Source organism: Flavobacterium sp. (genome assembly GCF_043760115.1).
GTDB lineage: Bacteria > Bacteroidota > Bacteroidia > Flavobacteriales > Flavobacteriaceae > Flavobacterium.
Window position 1 is genome coordinate 1 of the sequence record NZ_JAYUPK010000078.1, and the last position, 20,914, is coordinate 20,914.

Below are 20,914 nucleotides of genomic sequence, written 5' to 3' on the forward strand. Positions count from 1 at the left end.
AAGATTTAAATTATCTAATAATATTATTAAACTTAATACAAAATATCCGATAATTTATATAGTGTACTGTATTAATTATCGGATATTATTAATTTTAAAAATTATTTAATTTATTACTTTCAATAACTTAAATCTATTCGTTTCTCCACTTTTTTGTAGTTTCAAAAACGTGTTCTAGAATTTTAGCATCTTCCTCAGTAAATTCTACATTACGTCGTGCCATAACGATTTTAGCAGTTTGAAATGCTTTGCTAGTTAAATAGGTTGTAAAACCAGCATTTCCACCCCAAGAAAAACTGGGTACAAAATTTCTAGGAAAACCTGAACCAAATATATTTGTTGAAACTCCAACTACAGTTCCTGTATTAAACATAGTGTTTATTCCGCATTTACTGTGATCGCCCATCATTAATCCGCAGAATTGTAGACCAGTTTTGGCGAAATTCTCGGTTTCATAGCTCCACAATTTTACTTCTTCGTAATTGTTTTTTAAATTAGAATTATTACTGTCAGCACCAATATTACACCATTCGCCCAAAACAGCATTTCCTAAAAATCCGTCGTGACCTTTATTAGAATAACCCATTAAAACCGAATTACTCACTTCGCCACCAATTACAGAATGTGGACCAACAGTTGTTGCACCATATACTTTAGATGCCAATTTAACTCTTCCAAATTCGCAAAGCGCAAATGGTCCACGAATTACAGAACCTTCCATAATTTCACTATTTTTACCAATGTAAATTGGTCCAGTTGAAGCGTTTAAAGTAACAAATTCTAGCTTTGCTCCTTCTTCAATAAAAATAGTTGACGGTGCAATTACATTTACACTTTTCGGAATGGGTTGAGAAATTCTATCTTCGGTCAACAATTCAAAATCCTCACGAATGGCTGCATCATTTTTGGCAAAAATATCCCAAGTGTGTTCCAATCTTAGGCAATCTTGGTTAAATTCTATAATTTCATACGTATCAAAATCTACTTCTTCTTGTGTCTCATTTGTAAAAAAAGCAACAACATCTTCTCCTTTAAAAATGGCTTGATTGACTTCTAGATTTTTTACCATTTCAGATAAAATTTCATTTGGCAAAAAAGATGCATTAATCATTACATTTTCTTCCATTTCTACCATTGGAAATTTTTCAGAAAGATATTCTTCAGTTAAAGTTGTGGTAGTTGAACCCAAATGATTTTCCCATTTTTCTCTAATAGTTAAAATTCCCATGCGAATATCAGCCACAGGACGTGTAAAAGTGAATGGCAAAAGTGCATTGCGAACAGTTCCGTCAAAAAGTATGTAGTTCATTTTTTAATAATTGAAGGGACAAGTCGCGACTTGTCCGTACTTAATAATGCCAAAGTTACAAAAGTTTGTAGCATAAAAAAACCTTCCAATATAATTGAAAGGTTTTAGTATAATAATTGCTAAAAAATTATTTAGCGTGTTTAGCGTATTTAGTTTTAAATTTATCAATACGTCCTGCAGTATCAATAAGTTTAGATTTACCTGTGTAAAAAGGATGAGAAGTTCTAGAAATCTCCATTTTAAAAACTGGATATTCAACACCTTCGTGTGTAATAGTTTCTTTAGTTTCTACTGTAGATTTAGTTATAAAAACGTCTTCGTTAGACATGTCTTTAAAAGCAACTAATCTGTAATTTTCTGGGTGAATTCCTTCTTTCATTGTGTAAATCTTTATTTGTTTGTGAAATAGTTTATCTTGATGCTTTTATAAAAAAGGTATCGACTTACTATAACTTTTAATTATTGTTTTTAATTTCAGTTTGCAAAAGTACAATAATATTTCTTATTTCAAATAAATACTTGGCTTTTTTTTGATAGTATTTTAGCGTACCAATGTGTTAAGAATTATTATATTTGTGGATTAATTTACAAAGACTTTAAAGACTATGGAAAAAAAGACTACTACTACAAAATCTGCATCAAAATCTAGTATACAATTTGGATTCATTTTTGGATTAATAATGATTTTAGAGTTTGTTATAGGTTATGTTTTGAACATTGACCCACAAAGCAATAAGGTTTATGGACTTATTATTAACCTATTAAACTTTTTAGTTTTACCATTAACATTCATTTACTTAGCTTGTGATAATTATAAAACAAAAATAAATTCTGGTTTTATTTCATTTAACGAATGTTTAAAAATTGGTGTTTCAGTATGTGTTATAGCTGGTTTAATTTATGGTTTGTTTAGTGCGACTTTTGCTTATATTTTTCCAGAATATTTTGAAGAAATGTTTAGAAAAATGAGAACGATAATGGCACAGGAAAATTCAAAATTGACTTCTGAACAAATAGATATGACGATTTCGTTTTCTAAAAAATTTATGAATCCTGCAATTTCAATTCCGACAACAGTAGTAATGTATGCGTTTTTTGGGTTAATTTATTCTCTAATTATTGGAGCAATTGTAAAAAAAGATGCTAATCAAAGTTTTTAATATTTAATGAATCTATCTATAGTTATCCCATTATTAAACGAGCAAGAATCGTTACCAGAGTTACATTCGTGGATTGTAAAGGTGATGACAGCCAACAATTATTCGTATGAAGTTATCTTTATTGATGATGGAAGTACTGACGAATCTTGGAATGTAATTGAACAACTTTCTAAAGAAAATACTTCTGTAAAAGGAATTCGTTTTTTAAGAAATTTTGGAAAATCGCAAGCACTACACGCAGGTTTTGCTAAAGCGCAAGCAGATGTAATTATTACGATGGACGCCGATTTACAAGACAGTCCAGATGAAATTCCAGGATTATATAAAATGATTTTGGAACAAAATTTTGATTTGGTTTCTGGTTGGAAAAAGAAACGTTACGATTCTGTTGTATTTAAAAATTTACCTTCTAAGTTGTTTAATTGGGCAGCAAGAAAAACTTCTGGCGTGCATTTAAATGATTTTAATTGTGGCTTAAAAGCTTATAAAAATATAGTTATCAAGAACATTGAAGTTTCTGGCGAAATGCATCGGTATATTCCTGTATTAGCCAAGAATGCTGGTTTTGGAAAAATTGGAGAAAAAGTTGTTATTCATCAAGCTAGAAAATATGGCGAATCTAAATTTGGAATTAATCGTTTTATAAATGGTTTTTTAGATTTAATAACTATTTGGTTTTTATCACGTTATGGTAAACGACCGATGCATCTTTTTGGAGCTTTTGGTGTTTTAATGTTTTTAATTGGTTTTATAGCAACCTTATTTATTATAGTTGTAAAATTAGTTAAACTATATTCTGGTTACGAAACAATTTTGGTCGCTAATAATCCATTGTTTTACATAGCTTTGACTGCAATGATTATTGGAACACAATTATTTCTTGCAGGGTTTCTTGGAGAAATTATTCTTCGTACCAAAAATAATGAAGAACGGTATAAAATTGCTACTGAAGTAAATTTATAATTCCAACTTGAGGACGCAAATTGCGTCCTCAAACAAATACATACTATGGAAATAGAGGTTATTCAAAATAAAATTTATGAGATTCGAGGTTGTAAAGTGATGCTTGACTTTGATTTATCTCAGCTATATCAAATTGAAAATAAAGCACTTAAACAATCTGTTAGAAGAAATTTAAATAGATTTCCAAATGATTTTATGTTTGAATTAACAGAAATTGAATTTGCAAACTTGAGGTCACAAATTGTGACCTCAAGTTATGGAGGTAATAGATATTTACCATTTGCATTTACAGAACAAGGCATTGCAATGCTATCTAGTATTTTAAAAAGTGATAAAGCTATAGAGATTAATATTTCGATAATGAGAACGTTTGTGACGATTAGACAATTTGCAATAAACTATACTGAGTTGCAAAATAGAATAAACGAAATTGAAGGTCAATTGCCAGAAATATACAACGTATTGAATTATTTAGTTGAAAAAGATAACAAAGAAAAAGTTACAGAAAGAACTAAAATTGGATATAAAAAATAATTTTTGAATGATAGCAAGAATTTAGCCCTGATAGTAATGAAAAGCTTTTTGGACTAATGACTATTTTTTGCTAAAGAAAAAAAGCGACCATAGAAGCTCTTTTTTATTTTTGCAAAAAAAGGAATTGGGTAAAAACTTGAAATGGAAAGCAGGAAATTGCTTCAAACTCTGAAATAAATTCAGAGAAATTAAAATAAATAAAGACGAGATTGCTTCATGCCTCGCAATGACTGTTATGAATATAGAAAAAAACATATTAGATAAAGTAAACGAATGGTTATCGCCAACATTTGACAACGAAACGCAAGACGCAATTAAAGAAATGATGACTTCGTCTCCTAAAGATTTAGAGGAAAGTTTTTATAAAAACTTAGAGTTTGGAACTGGCGGAATGAGAGGAATTATGGGTGTTGGAACCAACAGAATTAACAAATATACGTTAGGGAAAAACACACAAGGTTTGTCGGATTATTTAAAAAAATCGTTTGTTGGTGAACAAATAAAAGTAGCAATTGCTTATGATTGTCGTCATAATAGTGATACTTTGGCTAAAATAGTTGCTAATGTTTTTTCTGCCAACGGCATTCACGTGTATTTATTTAGCGAAATGCGCACTACGCCAGAATTATCTTTTACAGTTAGACATTTAAATTGTCACGCCGGAATTGTATTAACAGCATCGCACAATCCACCAGAATATAATGGCTACAAAGTATATTGGCAAGATGGTGGACAACTAGTTCCGCCACAAGATGGAGCAATTATTGAGTTAATTGAAGCATTGAATTACGGCGAAATAAAATTTGAAGCCAACGAAAATTTAATAGAATATATTGATACAAAGGTTGATGAAGCTTTTGTAAAATCAACATTAGAAAATTGCAGTTTTAATACGCCAAAAACGGCTAAAGAAAATTTAAAAATTGTTTATACTTCGTTACACGGAACCTCTATAAAATCGATTCCAACGGTTTTGGAACAAGCAGGTTATAACAATATTAGTATTGTTGCAGAGCAAGCTATTCCTGATGGAAATTTTCCGACAGTGAAATCGCCAAATCCAGAAGAGCCAGAAGCGTTGACAATGGCAATGGCACTTGCAGAAGAAAAAAATGCAGATATTGTTGTTGGAACTGATCCAGATTCTGATAGATTAGGAGTTGCAGTTAGAAATAACGAAGGCATAATGACTTTGTTAAATGGCAATCAAACCATGATTGTGATGACTGCATTTTTGTTAGAACAATGGAAACGTAATGATAAAATTGACGGCAAACAATTTATAGGTTCAACAATAGTTTCTACACCAATGATGTTGGAATTGGCAAGTGCTTATAATGTAGCATGCAAAGTAGGTTTGACTGGTTTTAAATGGATTGCAAAATTTATTAAAGATTTTCCAAACGAGCAATTTATTGGTGGTGGCGAAGAAAGTTTTGGGTTTATGGTTGGTGATGCAGTTAGAGATAAAGATGCCGTTGGTGCAACCTTATTAATTTGCGAAATTGCTGCACAAGCCAAAGCTGCTGGAAGTTCTATTTATAAAGAATTATTAAATCTTTATGTTGATCATGGATTTTATAAAGAATCATTAATTTCGTTGACTAAAAAAGGAATTTCTGGCTTGCAAGAAATCAATCAAATGATGGTAGATTTGCGAGAAAATCCTATGAGTGAAATAAATAATCAACGTGTGGTTTGTATTGATGATTATGAGAATTCGACTTCTAAAAATGTAATTACTAATGAAGTTGAACCTATTTTAATTCCGAAATCGAATGTGTTGATTTATTATCTTGAAGATGGTTCTAAAATTTGTGCCAGACCAAGCGGAACAGAACCAAAAATTAAATTCTATTTTAGTGTAAATTCATCTTTAGATTCGGTTGAAAATGCTGTTTCTGTTGAAAAAGAATTGGACGAAAAAATAAAAAATATAATTACTGATATGAATTTAATATAATGGATGAAAATATAAAAAAAATATTTCCTTTTGTTCGTCCATATAAAACTAATGTGGTTTGGAATGTAATATTTAATGTTTTGTATGCATTTTTTAGTACCTTATCTTTTGTATCATTGATTCCGATGATGGATGTTTTATTTGATACTGCAAAAAAAGTTACAAAAGTTCCTGTATACGAAGGTATTACAAAAATAACTAGTTACGGAAAAGAGTATTTATATTATTACATTTCTGAACTTTCTGAAAAAAATGGAGATCAATATGCTTTACTTTTAGTTGTAGCATTAGTAATTACAACATTTTTATTTAAAAATTTATTTAACTACTTGGCTTCTATACATTTAATGCACCTTAAAAATGGTGTTTTAAAAGATTTGAGAAATAAAATGTATACTAAAATAATCGATTTACCCATTTCTTACTACTCTGAAAAAAGAAAAGGAGATATTATGGCAAGAATGTTGGGTGATGTAAACGAGGTTCAAAATTCTTTTTTTTCAATACTTGAATTAATTGTTAAAGAACCAATGACAATATTATTTACTATAATAATGATGTTTTACATTAGTGTGAAATTAACCATATTTGTATTTATTTTTATACCCATTTCAGGATTTATAATTTCTAAAATAGGAAAATCATTAAAATCAAAATCAGAAAAAATTCAATATGAAAGTGGATTTTTAATATCGGTTGTAGAAGAAAGTTTATCAGGTTTAAAAGTGGTAAAAAGTTATAATGCAGAAAATAATTTTAAAAGCAAATTTAATGATTCTGTAACTCGATTATTAAATTTATCAAACAGCATTGGGAGAAAAAACAATTTAGCATCGCCAATGAGTGAGTTTATGGGAATTATCGTAATCGCAATATTGCTTTGGTATGGTGGAAATATGGTTTTGGTGGGCAAATTACCGAGTGGAAAAGCTATTCTTGAAGGTTCAGAATTTTTAGCTTATATGGGTTTGGCTTACAATATTTTAACTCCAGCAAAAGCAATTTCTAAAGCATCATACGCTGTGAAAAGCGGCATGGCAGCAGCACAACGTGTTTTTGAAGTTTTAGAAGTAGAAAATTTGATAACTGATAAAGAAAATGCAATTGTAAAAACTTCATTCGATACTGCTGTAGAAATTAAAAACATCAATTTTAAATATGAAGATGAAAATGTCTTAAAAAACTTTTCAATTAAAGTTTCTAAAGGAAAAACTGTTGCGCTTGTTGGACAATCTGGAAGTGGAAAAAGTACTATTGCCAATTTACTAACTCGTTTTTATGATGTGCAAGAAGGAATAATTTCTGTTGATGGAATTGACATTAAAAACATGACAATGAATTCGTTACGAGGATTAATTGGTTTAGTAACTCAAGATTCAATTCTTTTTAATGATACAATAAAAAATAATATTCTTATCGGAAAACCCAATGCAAGCGATGAAGAATTAATTACAGCTTTAAAAATTGCTAATGCTTATGAGTTTGTAAAAGATTTACCAAAAGGTTACGATACTAACATTGGTGATGCAGGAAACAAACTTTCTGGTGGACAAAAGCAACGTTTATCAATTGCAAGAGCAGTTTTAAAAAATCCACCAATTATGATTTTGGACGAAGCAACATCAGCGTTAGATACTGAAAGTGAAAAATTAGTTCAAGTAGCTTTAGAAAATATGATGCAAAACAGAACATCTATTGTAATTGCACATAGATTATCAACTATTCAAAAAGCTGACACCATAATTGTAATGAAAAAAGGCGAAATTGTAGAACAAGGAACACATTTAGAACTTTTAGCTAAAAACGGAACGTATGCTAATTTAGTTACTTTGCAGAGTTTTGAGTAAGAGATGGAAGAGTGAATATGGTGGATTGAAGATTGAAGATTGAAGATTGAAGATTGAAGATTGAAGATAATAATTCCTAAATAAAGTTTGTATAAAGAAAATCCAAATAGCACACTTCCAGAAAATCCAAATACAATTGTTTGGAAATACTTGGACTTGTCTAAATTTTTAGATTTATTGCTTTCGCAGAAATTATTTATGTCACGATCAGACAAATTTGAAGATCAATACGAAGGCACTTTTAGCGAACCAACATTTGAAGAAATTAAAAAACTATCAGAAAACAATCCAGAGTTTTTAGATTATTATAAATCGAAACGCGAAAAAGTAATTATAAGCAGTTGGCATATTAATGAATATGAAAGTTTTGCAATGTGGCAAATTTTTACTCAAAATAGTGAAGGTTTGGCAATTCAATCAACTATAAAACGATTACAAAATGCATTAATTCCTGAGAAAAATTACGATCAATTTATTGGCGAAGTAAATTATATCGACTATAAAAAAGAATATATTCCGTTTGAAGATGCCTTTTTTCCGTTTTTGTTTAAACGTAAAAGTTTTCAGTATGAACGTGAAGTTCGAATAATTTCTGATGTTTCATCCAATACTATTGCAATAAACGATGGTTTAAAAATTAATGTAGATATTAACCAATTAATTGAAAAAATTTACATTCATCCCAAATCTGAAAACTGGTATAAAAAATTGGTTATCGAATTGGTTGATAAACTTGGTTTCGATTTTGAAATAGAAAAGTCTGATTTAGAAAGTGATATCTTAATTTAAACAAATATTTCAACTCAGTAAAATTTAACATTTAGAATATAATTGATTTCATATATTTACGAAACTAATTTATTTTAATTTCTTTGGAAATAAAATTCTTCAAACCCAAAAGCAAACTTCTTCAAAACTACATTGAAGGTTACTATTTCTTGACCAAAAAAGTAGATGAACCAAGTGTTAAATATCTAACTTTTCCAAATAACTACAGTATAATATCGGTTTTTGAAAAGATAAAAGTTGAGTATTCAGAAAATAATGCTCTATTGTTTGAGGATGAAAATAGTCCTTTTTCGTCAAATTTAATTTGCCATTACAAAAAACCAATTCAACTTCAATACAATGGTTTTATAAACGAAATTACATTTTATTTTAAACCTTTAGGATTGAATGCTTTTTTAGAAAAACCGCTATCTAATTACACTTCCAATTTCTTTTCTAATTTTATTCCGTTTGATGATTATGAAAATGAAATGAGAAAAATTTTAAACGAAAATGATTTAGAATCAAGGCAAGATTTAATAGAAAACTATTGGTTAACAAAGGTTTTAGATTTTAAACATCCATTTTTAAAAGATGTTATTTTAGATTTATCAAATCTTGAAAAAGAACATTCTATTGATGAATTGGCGAAGAAATACAACACAAGTCGTCAGAATTTAAGTAAACATTTTGAAATTCATTTGTGTAAAACGCCATCAGAATTTAAAAAAGTACATCGTTTTAGAGAAGCATTGAAAGTTCAAATAAATAAAACTTCTAAAAATAATTATACATCTTTAAGTTATGATATGCTATTTTATGATCAATCTCATCTTATAAAAGATTTTAAATCGCTTACAGGATTAACACCAAAAACTTTTTTTAAAAACATAACTTCTCAAGAAAATGGTAAAGTAAATTGGCTTTTTGGTACTTAGATTCCATTTTTACAATTTTTAAGATTTTTAAAAATATAATTTTACATTAATCTTAAACAAAAAATCTTGAAAAACATTATCTTCTTATTGTTAACAATTTCTGCAACATTTGCACAAGAAATTACAAAAGCTGAACTAGTAAAAACTGCAAAAACTTTTACTTTAGATACAATTTCTTATAAATTGTCTGGTGAAGGTTTTGAATTTCTAAAAGCAGAAATGAAGACCAATCAAAACTTTTTATTGGGTGAATATCACAATTCTAGCTTGGTTTCTAAATTTACTCAAAGTTTATTTCCAGTGCTTAAAGCATCTAATTATAAAGTTTGGGTGACCGAAATTAGTCCAACATCTGTTAGAAAATTAAACTCTTTTTTAGACAGTAAAGATTTTACCAAAAACATTACTGATTTTACTACAAAATACGTAAAGAATAATGATGCAATTCCATTTTTTAGCTCTTTTCCAGATTTTGAAATGTTACAAGCTTCAAGAAATAATGAATTTGAACTTTGGGGTTTAGACCAACATTATTTTGGTGGATTTCAATTTGTTATGGACGATATTTATAATGGTTATGATGCAAAAATAAAACTAGAATATCCAACTTTAATTCAAGATGCAAGTAAACCAGATGGTGATTTGGCATTTTCAAAATTGTTTGATTTATCTAAAAATAAACTAGCACAATCTATAAAAAAAGAAATGCTAGAATCAATAGTAATTTACACTGATTATTCAGCAGGAAAGTATTATCAAAATAATACAGTTCGATCTAAATTAATGAAAACCAATTATAACAGTTATTACACAAATTATTTAAATACAAAAAAGATTGAACCAAAAGCATTTTTTAAATTTGGTAGCAACCACATTTCAAAAGGATTATCGCCACTTGGAATATTGGATTTGGGAGATTTCATCAATCAATTATCACAAATGAAAAACCAAGAATCAATTCACATTCAACTTTGTTATCGATTTGAGTTAGATAAAAATGTGATGACAGATAGATTAACTTCTGGCGATTATCCTATTGAATTATTAGAATTGTATAAAGAAAATGAATGGGTTGTTTTAGATTTAAGACCATTTCAAGCTAAACTTTATAACGAACAATTAAAAAAAGTTCCTAAAATTGAATTATCAAAAGAAATGATTGATTGTATAAAACAGTTTGATGTTTTGATTTTATCGCCTGAAAAAGTGAAATAAAAATAGAAAGAAATCAGCTTCAATACTAATTCATAAAAAACCAACTATGACAAACGAACATTTTTTAAACAAAGTTTTTGCTTCAACTGGTATTACTAAAAGTGAATTAGATTTAATTTTACCTAAATACAAGAAAATAGAATTATCAAAAAATGACTATTTATTAAAAGAAGGTGTAGTTGAAAAAAAATATTGGTTTATAGAAAGTGGTTTTATTCGTTCGTATATAATTGATACAGACGGAAATGACATTACTTTTAACCTATATGCATCGACTGATGTTGTAATTGATTATCCTTCTTTTTTCTTTTTTGCACCAACCAAAGAAAACATTCAAGCTTTGACAGATTGTATTTGCTGGGAAATAGATTTTACGTCTTTTACATCACTTTTCAATGATATTTCAAGTTATAGAGAACAGCAACGTGGACTATTGGTTGGCAGTTATTTTGCGTTAAAAGAACATAGTATTTCGCTAATTGCAGATCAAGCTAAAGACCGCTATTTGAAACTTTTAAAATCGAAACCACACATTATACAAAATATTTCTTTAAAACATATTGCTACTTTTTTAGGCATTACCGACACTTCTTTGAGTAGAATAAGAAAAGAAATTACCAACGAATAGCATTTCTTGTCTTATGACAAGTTTTTATAATGTTGATTGCTAGAAATTTGCTTCATAATTAATCACTTTAATTTTTTATTATGGAAACATTACAAGATTTTATGTTGCTTTTCAGATTTGAACCAAGTACCGAAATGCCAACAACAGAACAATTGCAAGAAATGGAAAAACAATGGGGACAATTTATTGGAAACATTGCGATGCAAGGCAAACTAGTAAATACTTACCAATTGGGATTTGAAGGTAAAAAAATTGCAGCAAATCAATATACAGAAGAAGGTTTTTATGTTGCAGAAAATTTAATGCTTTCTGGAACTATGGTGTTAAAAGCCAATTCTATTGAAGCAGCAACCGAATTGGCTAAAAACTGCCCAATACTTTTTATGGGTGGAACAGTTGAAGTTAGAAGTATTATACCAATGAATTAAAATTATTATACATTATTACTAAAATTCAATTTAAATAATCAAACAAAAATCTTTAAAAATGAAAACAGAAAACATATTCTCTCACGAAATAGCTGAAAAATTTACAGCTAGAATAAATAATTTATCAGCAACTACTAAGCAACAATGGGGTAAAATGGATGTTAGCCAAATGATGGCGCATTGCAACGTAAGTTACGAAATGGCATTTGATGAAAATTATAAAAAATCGAATGGGTTTTTAAGATTTATACTAAAAAATTTGGTAAAAAAAGGTTTAGTAAACGAAAATCCGCTTAAGAAAAACAGCTCAACAGCTACAGAAATGCTTATTAAAACTCCTAAAAATTTCGAGTTAGAAAAAAATAAGCTTGTTGAAAATGTTCATCAATTGGTTAAAAAAGGAGAAAACTATTTTGATTTAAAAGATCATCCTGGCTTTGGGGTTATGACCAAACAAGAATGGAATAATTTTTATTACAAACATTTGGACCACCATTTAACACAATTTGGAGTATAATTTTAAAACATAGAAATAATGATAGAAACCTTACCAATTTACATTTCAATTTGTTTTATATCTACTACTTTTTTTACACTTATATTTTTTTATTGGACTGTTAAAAACTCAAGTTCTGAAAAAATTAGAAATAAATCTAAATTAATTTTATTAGGACTTACAATTTGGTTACTAATTCAAGCTGTATTGAGTTCTAGAAATATTTACAATACAAATACGAATACAATTCCACCAAAAATTTTTATGTTTGGAATTGCACCAACAATTTTGTTAATTTTATTACTTTTATTAAGTAAAAATGGACGAGATTTTATGAATAGTTTAGACTTAGAAAAAATAACTTTAATAAACACTATTAGAATTCCAGTTGAAATAATATTATACTTATTATATATCAATAAAGTTATACCTGAACTGATGACTTTTGAAGGTAGAAATTTTGACATATTTGCAGGAGTTTCAGCACCAATAATTGCGTATTACGGATTACGAAAAGGATATTTAAATAGAAATGTAATCTTAATTTGGAATTTTATGTCATTTGCACTTTTAATAAATATTGTAGTTATTGCATTATTATCTGCACCATCAACATTTCAAAAATTTGCTTATAAACAACCAAATATCGCACTTTTAAATTTTCCGTTTACTTGGTTGCCCACATTTATAGTTCCAATTATACTATTTGGTCATTTAGTATCAACAATAAAACTTGTAAAAAATTGAAAAACCTAAAAAAAATCTTATTATTATTAGTTGTATCATCCTCTTTTTCCCAACAACAAAAAGTAGATAGTTTGATTCAAACTGGAAATACTTTTTACAAAAAAAAAGAGTTTAAAACTGCTGCTGAAATTTGGGAAAAAGCATCAGAACTTGTAGAAAATAAAATTTCAAAACAAGAATATTATTATTATACTTCTATGGCATTTGCCGAAGCAAAAGATAGTACAAACAGTTTTAGATGCATCGAAAAATCAATAAAATTATATGGTTACAATGATTTACCAGCTTTAAAAGGAGATGAAAGTTTTAACTTTATGAAGCAATCTAAACGCTGGGATAAAATTATAAAATCAATCAAAATAGTTTATACAACCAACCCTAAAAAAGTCAAAATAATTGATAGCGATGTGATTAATTTTTGGAAAGCAAATGATTTAGTTACTAAAAACTCAGAAAATACTGAATCGATTTACAAAAAACAATACATAGATAAAGGTACAATTGCACTTCAATTTTATTATGTAAACAAAATAAATACTATTGAGAATTTTGTGTTTCAACATAACGTAAAGAAAAAATACTATGAAAGCATTCGACAGAATACACTAAATACCAAGAAGTTTCAATCATCATATCAAAAATCATTTATTAAATTAAAAGAAATTTATCCGCAAGCTATTTTTCCACCAATCTATTTTGTAATTGGAAAATTTAATTCGGCAGGAACAATTTCTAGCGACGGTTTAATTCTAGCAATTGATCAAGCTTGCATGTCTGAAAATGCCAATATTTCTGAGTTAACACTTTGGGAAAAGAACAACAATAGTGCTTTTGACGAATTGCCTTATACGGTTGCTCATGAATTAATTCACTACGAACAATCTGGAATGGCGTCAAGTCCAACACTTTTAAAAGCTGCAATTGTTGAAGGAATGGCAGATTTTATTGGAGAATTAATTTCAGGAAAAACTGCCAATGAACGTTTACATATTTATGCAAAAGGCAAAGAAAAAACCATTTGGGCAGATTTTAAAAAAGAAATGTTACTGAATGATAAGAGTAATTGGATTGCAAATTCTGATCAAGAAACAGAAGAAAAACCAGCAGATTTAGGATATTGGGTTGGTTATCAAATTTGTAAAGCATATTATAACCAAGCATCAGATAAAAAGAAAGCAATTTATGATATGCTCAACATTCAAGATTATGAAAAGTTTTTAGAGGAAAGCAAATTAGATTTAGAATTGAAATAATAACTTAAAACTAACAATTATGAAAAAACTCGCAACATTAATCATCGCAACATTTTTAGTTATTTCTTGTAACAAACCAAAAACCACAGTTATGAAAACAACAGACAAAGAAGAACTTGTAAAAACTTATTTTGAACATTTTAACAAACACGACTGGGAAAAAACTGCAGCAATGTATGTTGAAAATGCCGATTTTAAAGATCCAACGCTTGGTGCAGGAATTGTAAAACAAACGCACAAACAAATTATTGATAAATATTCTGACCTAAATAATGTATTTCCAGATTTGAATGATAAAGTAATTGCAATTTATCCATCTGGAGATAATCATATTATTGTAGAATTTGTTTCAAGTGGAACTGCGCCAGATAATTCTAAATTTGAGTTGCCAATTTGTACTATTTTCACCATCGAAAATGGTTTGATAACTAAAGATTTTACCTATTTTGATAATTTTGAAGAATAAAAAATAACTAAAATCTCTTTCCATTTTTACAATTTTATTAACAATAAATATTTTAAATTTACACAAAATAAGTTCCTCTAAACTTTAAATAAAAATATTATGATAACACTTGTAGTAAAATTAGTTACGCTTCTTGTTACTGTACTTGTAAATTTGTTTTTTTAAAAAATTATAAAAAGCAAGTTTTAAAATATGCATCGTAACTTTTGTAAAAATTGCGAAAATACTTTTGAAGTAAATTATTGTTCCAATTGTGGACAAAAAACAAGTACTAAACGTCTTGATTTAAATTATTTAAAAGATGAAGCAAAATATACTTTTCTTCATTTAAATAATGGGTTACTCTATACTTCTAAACAGTTACTTACTCGTCCAGGCGAAATGGTTAAAGAATTTATTGAAGGTAAACGAGTTAAACATTACAAACCAATATTAATGGTATTCGTTCTTGCAGGTATTACAACTTTTTTAGCGCATTACAATGGAGATTTAAAAATTATTGAGGAAATGAAAGTATCTAACTCAAAAAATAGTTTTAATCCAGATACATTCGGAAAGATTTTCACAGAATATTATACACTAATTCAACTTATAACTGTACCATTTATATCAATTTGTACTTGGTTAGCATTTAGAAAATGGGGTTATAATTTTATAGAAAATATTATTATAAATTCGTTTGCAACCGCACAACTTATGATTATTGGAATTCTTTTTACACCAATAAAATATTTGTGTGCAAATACTGGATTTATTTTTATCTCGAGTGCAATTATTGGTTTTGGTGCTTATGGATTTAATATTTGGCTTTACTTAAAACTTTATAAAGACAAAGATTTAGGTGAAATTATATTAAGAATATTATTGACGTTGTTTTATTTATTTTTAATTTTTTTACTTGGAATAATCATTGTAGTAATTTACATGGTAGTAACTAACTCTGTTAAAAACTAATTAATTGGAACGTACTCTTCGGCTTTCCAATCTTTAGATAATAAATTTAAAAAGTGATAATGCACCACATCATTCTTGTCAAAAGCGCCATTTTTATTGCTGTCTTCTATAGTTCTAAAATATAATTTGGAAGTTGCTTCTATACAATTCCAATCTATCAATTCATTTAAATCTGGTGAGATTTTAGTGAATTTATTTCCGCTACTGTCACTTATATACAATGATTTAATGTCTTTTTCATCTAGTTTTCCATCCATATTGGTATCAGAATCTGATAAAGTGTAAACCATAAATTGATTTCCTGTTTTGTCTGAAAACATTTTTAAATAGGTTGCAGTTTCTATTAAAATTGGTTTTGCAGAAAGCACTTTTAAAGAATCTGAGTTTACTTGTTGAAATTTTAAATTAGATAAATGACCAGTTATTTGAAAATCGTTAGTGTTAGAAATAGTAAAACTTTGATCTTGATAAGCACTAGAAGAATCATAGGCAACTTTTTTTCCAGCACTATTTAGATTTCCTATTGGATGAATTAAAAAATTAGTTCCTTCAAAATGTATTGGCAGATCGGCAACAGCAATTTGAGTTGTATCAACTTTTACTTCTTTTTTATCTTTAGAAGTTGCTTCGTAACGCACTTTGGGAGTTTCTTTTTCTTGTTTGCAGCTGCTAAACGTAACAATAATTAGAACTAATATAATGAATTTATGCATAATAAATTTTTTATCAAATTTAATGAATTTTACAACCTAGCCGACAATTTTATATTAAAAACTCGTTGGGTTAAATAATTGGGAATTCCGTATTGATTTTTAGTATACGCATCACGAACCCAAGTATTAGTAATTGCATTTTGATTGTTAAATAGATTATAAATTTCAAATCCTAAAGATAAATCTTGAAACTTTTTTAACCAATGTCCATTTGGTTTTTCACTATTTTTTTCTGTAAAAACATAGGAGAATCCAACATCGGCACGACGATAATCTCGCAAACGACTTTGATATTGATATACATCAGCATACGATGGTGAACCGCCAGGAAGTCCTGTATTATAAACCAAATTTAAATATAATTTTACGTTTGGAATATTTGGCATATAATCTTGAAACAAAATTCCAAATTTTAATCGTTGATCTGTTGGTCTTGCAATGTAACCTTTATCATTTTGATTTTCTTCGGTTTTTAAATAGCCAAAACTAAACCATGATTCTGTTCCTGTTACAAACTGTCCATTTAACCTACAATCAAAACCATAAGTGTATGCAACTGCATCATTATTAGCGCGATATCTAATTCTAACATTTTCTAAAGTATATGTATTTACATCAGTCATATTTTTATAATACAACTCTGAAACTAGTTTAAAAGGACGATTCCACATTTTAAAACTATAATCATTACTCAATACAAAGTGTATTGATTTTTGAGCTTTTACATTGGGTTGCACTACTCCATTTTCATCACGTAATTCTCTATAAAATGGCGGTTGATAGTAAAATCCTGTAGAAAATCTAAAAATCATATCTCTATTATCCCAATTGGGTTTTAATGCAATTTGAACTCTTGGAGAAAAAACAGTTTGTGTTTTTGAATTAACTATTTGTGGTCCAGAAACTGTCCAATTGTGTGCTCTAACTCCAGCATTTAACCACAATTGACTTTCTCCAATGGTTGTTTTTTTACTCCATTGTGCAAATCCAGAAATTCTATTGATGTCTACAAAATTAGTTGCTCTAACATTTTTATATGGAACTAACGGACCAATATATGGATTGTAAGGTTGATCATTTACTGGTAAATCTAATATTGGATTGTTTAATGAAAATCCTGCCGAATCTATAACTTCCCATTCTACAATTCTATCGCGAATACTTTCGTGCGTATATTTTAAACCCCAATCTATTTGAAATTTATTTTTAATTGTATGATTTCCTTTAATTTCTGCATTTACAATTACAGCATCTAGATCGTTTCTTGCGTGAGTTAATTGCGAACCAACAGCTGTATTGAAAGTTACATCACCAAAAGTTTCTGATCCAATATTAGTATCAACATCGCCAAGAAAATAAGCAGCATCAATATCAAAATGTTCTTGTTCTTGAGTGTGAAAAGCAGATGCAATTAATTTATAAGTACTTACAGAATCGGCCACGAAAGTAGATTTTATTGCACCAAAATAAGTTTGATATTCATCTTGTTCTTGACCTTCGTAAAAAACTTGCAAGGCAATTGGTTCGTTAATAGTTCCAAAATTGGTTTGACGCGTTAATGGTTGAAAATTATATTTATTTTGAGAAATATTTCCAAGAAAACTCCATTGCCATTTGGTAGAAGAGTTAAAATTTACACTGGTTTGAATATCGGCAAATGAAGGTCTAAAATTACTTTCTGTTTCTTGACTGTTTACCAAAAGAGAATTATCTCGGTAACGAACTCCAGTAATGGCACTCCATTTTTGATTTTTAGAAACGCCTTCGGCAGAAATACTTCCTCCAAGTAAACTTGCTTCAATTGATGCGCAAAGTTTTGTAGGTTTTCTATAAGTAATATCTAAAACAGAAGACATTTTATCGCCATATTTAGCTTGAAAACCTCCAGCAGAAAAATCTACATTTTGAACTAAATCAGTGTTTGTAAAACTCAAACCTTCTTGCTGACCAGAACGAATTAAAAACGGTCGATAGACTTCTATTTCGTTTACGTAGACTAAATTTTCATCATAATTTCCTCCTCGAACGTTGTAACCAGTACTTAATTCATTGTTTCCACTTGTTCCTCCAAGCAATTTTAAAATATTTTCAATACCAGGATTTGCACCTGGAATTCTCCTAATGGTTTCTGGTTCAATACTTATAATACCTTGAACTCTGCGTTTATTACTTGTAATAATTACATCACTCAATTGCTCAGATCCAACAACCATAATTGGATTATATTCAAAATCTTCATTGGGTTTTAATTGAAATGTTCCTGTAATTTTTCCTAAAGAAATGTGCGAAAATATTAAAACCACTTTTTGATTGGAAGGAACACCAATAATATAAAAACCAGTTTCATCAGTAACAGTAGATTTGCCTTGATAACTTACCGTCACGCCTTCTACAGCTTTACTATTTTCGTCTAATATAACTCCTTTAATTCTAGCGTTTTGAGCAAAAGAAACTACCGATAAAAGTAGCAAAAAAAGGTGAACTAATTTAATTTTTGTTTTCAAATTTTATTTTTTTTGGCTTCTATTAAATTGAGTTTCAAATATAGTTGAATTTCCAACATTATCGGTTACAACAATTTTCAAATTATTTTTTCCTTCTAATAATAATTTATCAGCAAAAGTATGTGTTAATCGTTTTAATTTATTTTCATATTCAAATAAAACCCATTTGTCATTTATATAACCATTATAAGTTTTCACGCCAGACAAATCATCCGATATTGTAATAGAAATACTTTTTTGACCTGTAATCCACTTATCCTGAATGGGTTTTGCAATAGAAATTTTGGGCGCAACAGTATCTTTTACTAATTTAAATTGTCCTAAAGTTCGTGCTTTACAAGTAAACGTATTACCTACTAAGTTTGTTGCATTGTAACCCAATTTTATTCCGTTAACTGCTGCAATAAACATTCTACTTTTTTCTGATGCGCTAGAAACTGAATCTTCTACAGAAATTGTAAAATTAGTATGAGCAGGAACTACATCTTCATGTAGAAAAAGTGTTTTATTTTTTACATCAAAGTTCATATAAAAATCATCATAAAAAGTATTTGCAGGAAAAAATACTGAGAAATTGTCTTTCTCAAAATTGGTGTCTGATTTAGCTTTTATAAAATATTTAGTGGTTTTTGGTTCAACAGGAACAACATTTAATCCAGCTGAATACGAAACTGGAATTGTAATTTTAGTTGTATTACCATAAAAATCAGATACTTCTATTTTTTCTGTATCCATATAGTTTGGAACAATATTTAAAATTCCGTTATTGATGTTCGATTTTATATTTGCTAATTTGTATTCATTTTTCATAAACAATTTTTGAACTCGGTTTCGCATTTTTTTATATCTATCATAATCAATAAACGCATTAATAAACCTAGCTTCTTCAAATGCTATTTTGTCAAATTCATAACTAAAAATAGTTTTTCCGTTATCACTTATTTGAATTTTATAGGTTCCATTATTGTTAAAAGAAACATCATCAAAATCTGAAGAAATTATTCCAAAACCAATTTTACCAGAAGCCAAAACTTTTTCAGAAACATAAGTTCCATCGGCTTGAAGCGATAAATTTAATGATATTGGTCTTTTAGATGAATTCACAACAGATTCATTATCAATAGGATAAACCATCAAACTTGAAACCACAGGTTTTTTGGTATCTTTTACACTTAAACCAAACAGTAACGGATTTAATGCATTTTCTGTTTTATTTTCTCTAAATTCAAAATGTAAATGTGGACCTTCAGAACCACCAGTATTTCCAGAAATTGCAATTACTTGTCCTTTAGTAACAAGTATTTCGTTGGGTTTAAAAAAAGCTTCAATTTCATAAGATTTTTGATCATATTGCAATTCGATAATTTTATCTTGAATAGTTCCAGATGCTTTTTGAAGATGACCGTAAACAGATGTATACCCATTTGGATGCGTTATATAAATTGCTTTTCCGTAACCATAAATAGAAATTTTAATTCTAGAAACATAACCATCAGCAACAGCATAAATATTCAATCCTTCTTTTTGTTGGGTTTTAATATCAAAACCTGCATGAAAATGATTGGGACGTAACTCTCCAAAATTTCCAGACAATTGAATAGGAATATCCAATGGAGATCTAAAGTAATCTTGGGGATATTTTTCTTGCGAGTTACAAAAAAATGAAGTCATTAAAGTTAAAATTAGTAATCTCATGGTAAAGTAGGTTTTTGGCTAAAATATAAAAAAGATTATTACTACTAAAATAAAAATAGAAAAGTGATTATAAATAGCTATGTAACAAAATATTACAAGTTTAATCAAAAATAAATGAATATTTTTACTCAAAATATTGGTTTAATTGATTGAGAATTATAAATTTGTAAGATTAAGTAATGAATTATGTTATAAATGAGTGAAATTGCAGAAATAATTGATACTCTTGAAATTAAAATCGAAAAACTGTTTGCAAAAATTGATAGTTTGGAAGAAAAAAATCAAGCGTTGCTAGAAGAATTAAAGAAATCTGCCGTTTCCAATCAGAATCAA

The 20,914-nt window shown here is 28.3% G+C and carries 20 protein-coding genes; 15 read left to right on the forward strand and 5 right to left on the reverse strand.

Features of this window, described 5'->3' with window-relative positions; all coding sequences use genetic code 11:
* Positions 1–133: 133 nt before the first annotated feature.
* Together ACH2BC_RS06665 and ACH2BC_RS06670 are read right to left on the reverse strand one after the other, a co-directional pair.
* Positions 134–1,309 carry a GlmU family protein gene (locus ACH2BC_RS06665; protein ID WP_395053209.1) on the reverse strand — a complete coding sequence of 392 codons (1,176 nt, stop codon included), beginning with the start codon at positions 1,307–1,309 and terminating at the stop codon, positions 134–136.
* A gap of 127 nt (positions 1,310–1,436) precedes the next feature.
* Positions 1,437–1,688, reverse strand: coding sequence for a type B 50S ribosomal protein L31 (locus tag ACH2BC_RS06670; RefSeq protein ID WP_395053210.1), 252 nt, complete (start codon positions 1,686–1,688; stop codon positions 1,437–1,439).
* A gap of 226 nt (positions 1,689–1,914) precedes the next feature.
* Here ACH2BC_RS06670 and ACH2BC_RS06675 point away from each other — a divergent pair, with 226 nt between their 5' ends.
* From ACH2BC_RS06675 to ACH2BC_RS06745, 15 genes are all read left to right on the forward strand, one after another.
* Positions 1,915–2,469, forward strand: a complete 555-nt coding sequence (locus ACH2BC_RS06675; protein WP_395053211.1) for a DUF4199 domain-containing protein — start codon at positions 1,915–1,917, stop codon at positions 2,467–2,469.
* Positions 2,470–2,475: 6 nt separating this feature from the next.
* On the forward strand, positions 2,476–3,432 hold the full coding sequence (locus tag ACH2BC_RS06680) for a glycosyltransferase family 2 protein (RefSeq protein WP_395053212.1): 957 nt from the start codon (positions 2,476–2,478) through the stop codon (positions 3,430–3,432).
* A 45-nt stretch (positions 3,433–3,477) separates the two neighbouring features.
* Positions 3,478–3,966 carry an ORF6N domain-containing protein gene (locus ACH2BC_RS06685; protein WP_395053213.1) on the forward strand — a complete coding sequence of 163 codons (489 nt, stop codon included), beginning with the start codon at positions 3,478–3,480 and terminating at the stop codon, positions 3,964–3,966.
* A 235-nt stretch (positions 3,967–4,201) separates the two neighbouring features.
* Complete coding sequence (locus ACH2BC_RS06690; protein ID WP_395053214.1) at positions 4,202–5,929, forward strand: phospho-sugar mutase; 1,728 nt, start codon at positions 4,202–4,204, stop codon at positions 5,927–5,929.
* Positions 5,929–7,776, forward strand: coding sequence for an ABC transporter ATP-binding protein (locus ACH2BC_RS06695; protein ID WP_395053215.1), 1,848 nt, complete (start codon positions 5,929–5,931; stop codon positions 7,774–7,776). Before ACH2BC_RS06690 ends, ACH2BC_RS06695 begins: the two co-directional genes overlap by 1 nt.
* Before the next feature lie 87 nt (positions 7,777–7,863).
* Entirely contained in the window at positions 7,864–8,565 is a 702-nt protein-coding gene (locus ACH2BC_RS06700; RefSeq protein ID WP_395053216.1) for a hypothetical protein, read from the forward strand.
* An 83-nt stretch (positions 8,566–8,648) separates the two neighbouring features.
* On the forward strand, positions 8,649–9,482 hold the full coding sequence (locus ACH2BC_RS06705; protein WP_395053217.1) for a helix-turn-helix domain-containing protein: 834 nt from the start codon (positions 8,649–8,651) through the stop codon (positions 9,480–9,482).
* Positions 9,483–9,548: 66 nt separating this feature from the next.
* Entirely contained in the window at positions 9,549–10,697 is a 1,149-nt protein-coding gene (locus ACH2BC_RS06710; RefSeq protein ID WP_395053218.1) for a hypothetical protein, read from the forward strand.
* A 46-nt stretch (positions 10,698–10,743) separates the two neighbouring features.
* Positions 10,744–11,325 carry a Crp/Fnr family transcriptional regulator gene (locus tag ACH2BC_RS06715; protein ID WP_395053219.1) on the forward strand — a complete coding sequence of 194 codons (582 nt, stop codon included), beginning with the start codon at positions 10,744–10,746 and terminating at the stop codon, positions 11,323–11,325.
* An 80-nt stretch (positions 11,326–11,405) separates the two neighbouring features.
* A complete protein-coding gene (locus ACH2BC_RS06720) occupies positions 11,406–11,753 on the forward strand; it encodes a YciI family protein (protein ID WP_395053220.1) in 348 nt (115 codons plus the stop codon).
* Positions 11,754–11,811: 58 nt separating this feature from the next.
* On the forward strand, positions 11,812–12,270 hold the full coding sequence (locus tag ACH2BC_RS06725) for a DUF1569 domain-containing protein (RefSeq protein WP_395053221.1): 459 nt from the start codon (positions 11,812–11,814) through the stop codon (positions 12,268–12,270).
* Between the two features lie 18 nt (positions 12,271–12,288).
* Complete coding sequence (locus tag ACH2BC_RS06730; RefSeq protein ID WP_395053222.1) at positions 12,289–12,996, forward strand: hypothetical protein; 708 nt, start codon at positions 12,289–12,291, stop codon at positions 12,994–12,996.
* On the forward strand, positions 12,993–14,249 hold the full coding sequence (locus tag ACH2BC_RS06735) for a DUF2268 domain-containing putative Zn-dependent protease (RefSeq protein WP_395053223.1): 1,257 nt from the start codon (positions 12,993–12,995) through the stop codon (positions 14,247–14,249). Before ACH2BC_RS06730 ends, ACH2BC_RS06735 begins: the two co-directional genes overlap by 4 nt.
* 19 nt (positions 14,250–14,268) lie before the next feature.
* Entirely contained in the window at positions 14,269–14,715 is a 447-nt protein-coding gene (locus ACH2BC_RS06740; RefSeq protein WP_395053224.1) for a nuclear transport factor 2 family protein, read from the forward strand.
* 192 nt (positions 14,716–14,907) lie between these two features.
* Entirely contained in the window at positions 14,908–15,669 is a 762-nt protein-coding gene (locus tag ACH2BC_RS06745) for a DUF3667 domain-containing protein (protein ID WP_395053225.1), read from the forward strand.
* On the opposite strand, the gene ACH2BC_RS06750 is transcribed toward ACH2BC_RS06745, so the two are convergent.
* From ACH2BC_RS06750 to ACH2BC_RS06760, 3 genes are read right to left on the reverse strand one after another with little or no spacing between them, the layout of a single operon-like run.
* Positions 15,666–16,382, reverse strand: a complete 717-nt coding sequence (locus ACH2BC_RS06750) for a hypothetical protein (RefSeq protein WP_395053226.1) — start codon at positions 16,380–16,382, stop codon at positions 15,666–15,668. The genes ACH2BC_RS06745 and ACH2BC_RS06750 overlap by 4 nt on opposite strands.
* 29 nt (positions 16,383–16,411) lie before the next feature.
* On the reverse strand, positions 16,412–18,886 hold the full coding sequence (locus ACH2BC_RS06755) for a TonB-dependent receptor (protein WP_395053227.1): 2,475 nt from the start codon (positions 18,884–18,886) through the stop codon (positions 16,412–16,414).
* Positions 18,887–18,889: 3 nt separating this feature from the next.
* Positions 18,890–20,581, reverse strand: a complete 1,692-nt coding sequence (locus ACH2BC_RS06760) for a M23 family metallopeptidase (RefSeq protein WP_395053228.1) — start codon at positions 20,579–20,581, stop codon at positions 18,890–18,892.
* Positions 20,582–20,914 lie beyond the last annotated feature (333 nt).

Excerpts from the sequence above, each read along its gene's own strand:
- ACH2BC_RS06665 (WP_395053209.1), bottom strand. The coding sequence starts at position 1,309 with ATGAACTACATACTTTTTGACGGAACTGTTCGCAATGCACTTTTGCCA.
- ACH2BC_RS06670 (WP_395053210.1), bottom strand. The coding sequence starts at position 1,688 with ATGAAAGAAGGAATTCACCCAGAAAATTACAGATTAGTTGCTTTTAAA.
- ACH2BC_RS06675 (WP_395053211.1), top strand. The coding sequence starts at position 1,915 with ATGGAAAAAAAGACTACTACTACAAAATCTGCATCAAAATCTAGTATA.
- ACH2BC_RS06680 (WP_395053212.1), top strand. The coding sequence starts at position 2,476 with ATGAATCTATCTATAGTTATCCCATTATTAAACGAGCAAGAATCGTTA.
- ACH2BC_RS06685 (WP_395053213.1), top strand. The coding sequence starts at position 3,478 with ATGGAAATAGAGGTTATTCAAAATAAAATTTATGAGATTCGAGGTTGT.
- ACH2BC_RS06690 (WP_395053214.1), top strand. The coding sequence starts at position 4,202 with ATGAATATAGAAAAAAACATATTAGATAAAGTAAACGAATGGTTATCG.
- ACH2BC_RS06695 (WP_395053215.1), top strand. The coding sequence starts at position 5,929 with ATGGATGAAAATATAAAAAAAATATTTCCTTTTGTTCGTCCATATAAA.
- ACH2BC_RS06715 (WP_395053219.1), top strand. The coding sequence starts at position 10,744 with ATGACAAACGAACATTTTTTAAACAAAGTTTTTGCTTCAACTGGTATT.
- ACH2BC_RS06720 (WP_395053220.1), top strand. The coding sequence starts at position 11,406 with ATGGAAACATTACAAGATTTTATGTTGCTTTTCAGATTTGAACCAAGT.
- ACH2BC_RS06725 (WP_395053221.1), top strand. The coding sequence starts at position 11,812 with ATGAAAACAGAAAACATATTCTCTCACGAAATAGCTGAAAAATTTACA.
- ACH2BC_RS06730 (WP_395053222.1), top strand. The coding sequence starts at position 12,289 with ATGATAGAAACCTTACCAATTTACATTTCAATTTGTTTTATATCTACT.
- ACH2BC_RS06740 (WP_395053224.1), top strand. The coding sequence starts at position 14,269 with ATGAAAAAACTCGCAACATTAATCATCGCAACATTTTTAGTTATTTCT.
- ACH2BC_RS06745 (WP_395053225.1), top strand. The coding sequence starts at position 14,908 with ATGCATCGTAACTTTTGTAAAAATTGCGAAAATACTTTTGAAGTAAAT.
- ACH2BC_RS06750 (WP_395053226.1), bottom strand. The coding sequence starts at position 16,382 with ATGCATAAATTCATTATATTAGTTCTAATTATTGTTACGTTTAGCAGC.
- ACH2BC_RS06760 (WP_395053228.1), bottom strand. The coding sequence starts at position 20,581 with ATGAGATTACTAATTTTAACTTTAATGACTTCATTTTTTTGTAACTCG.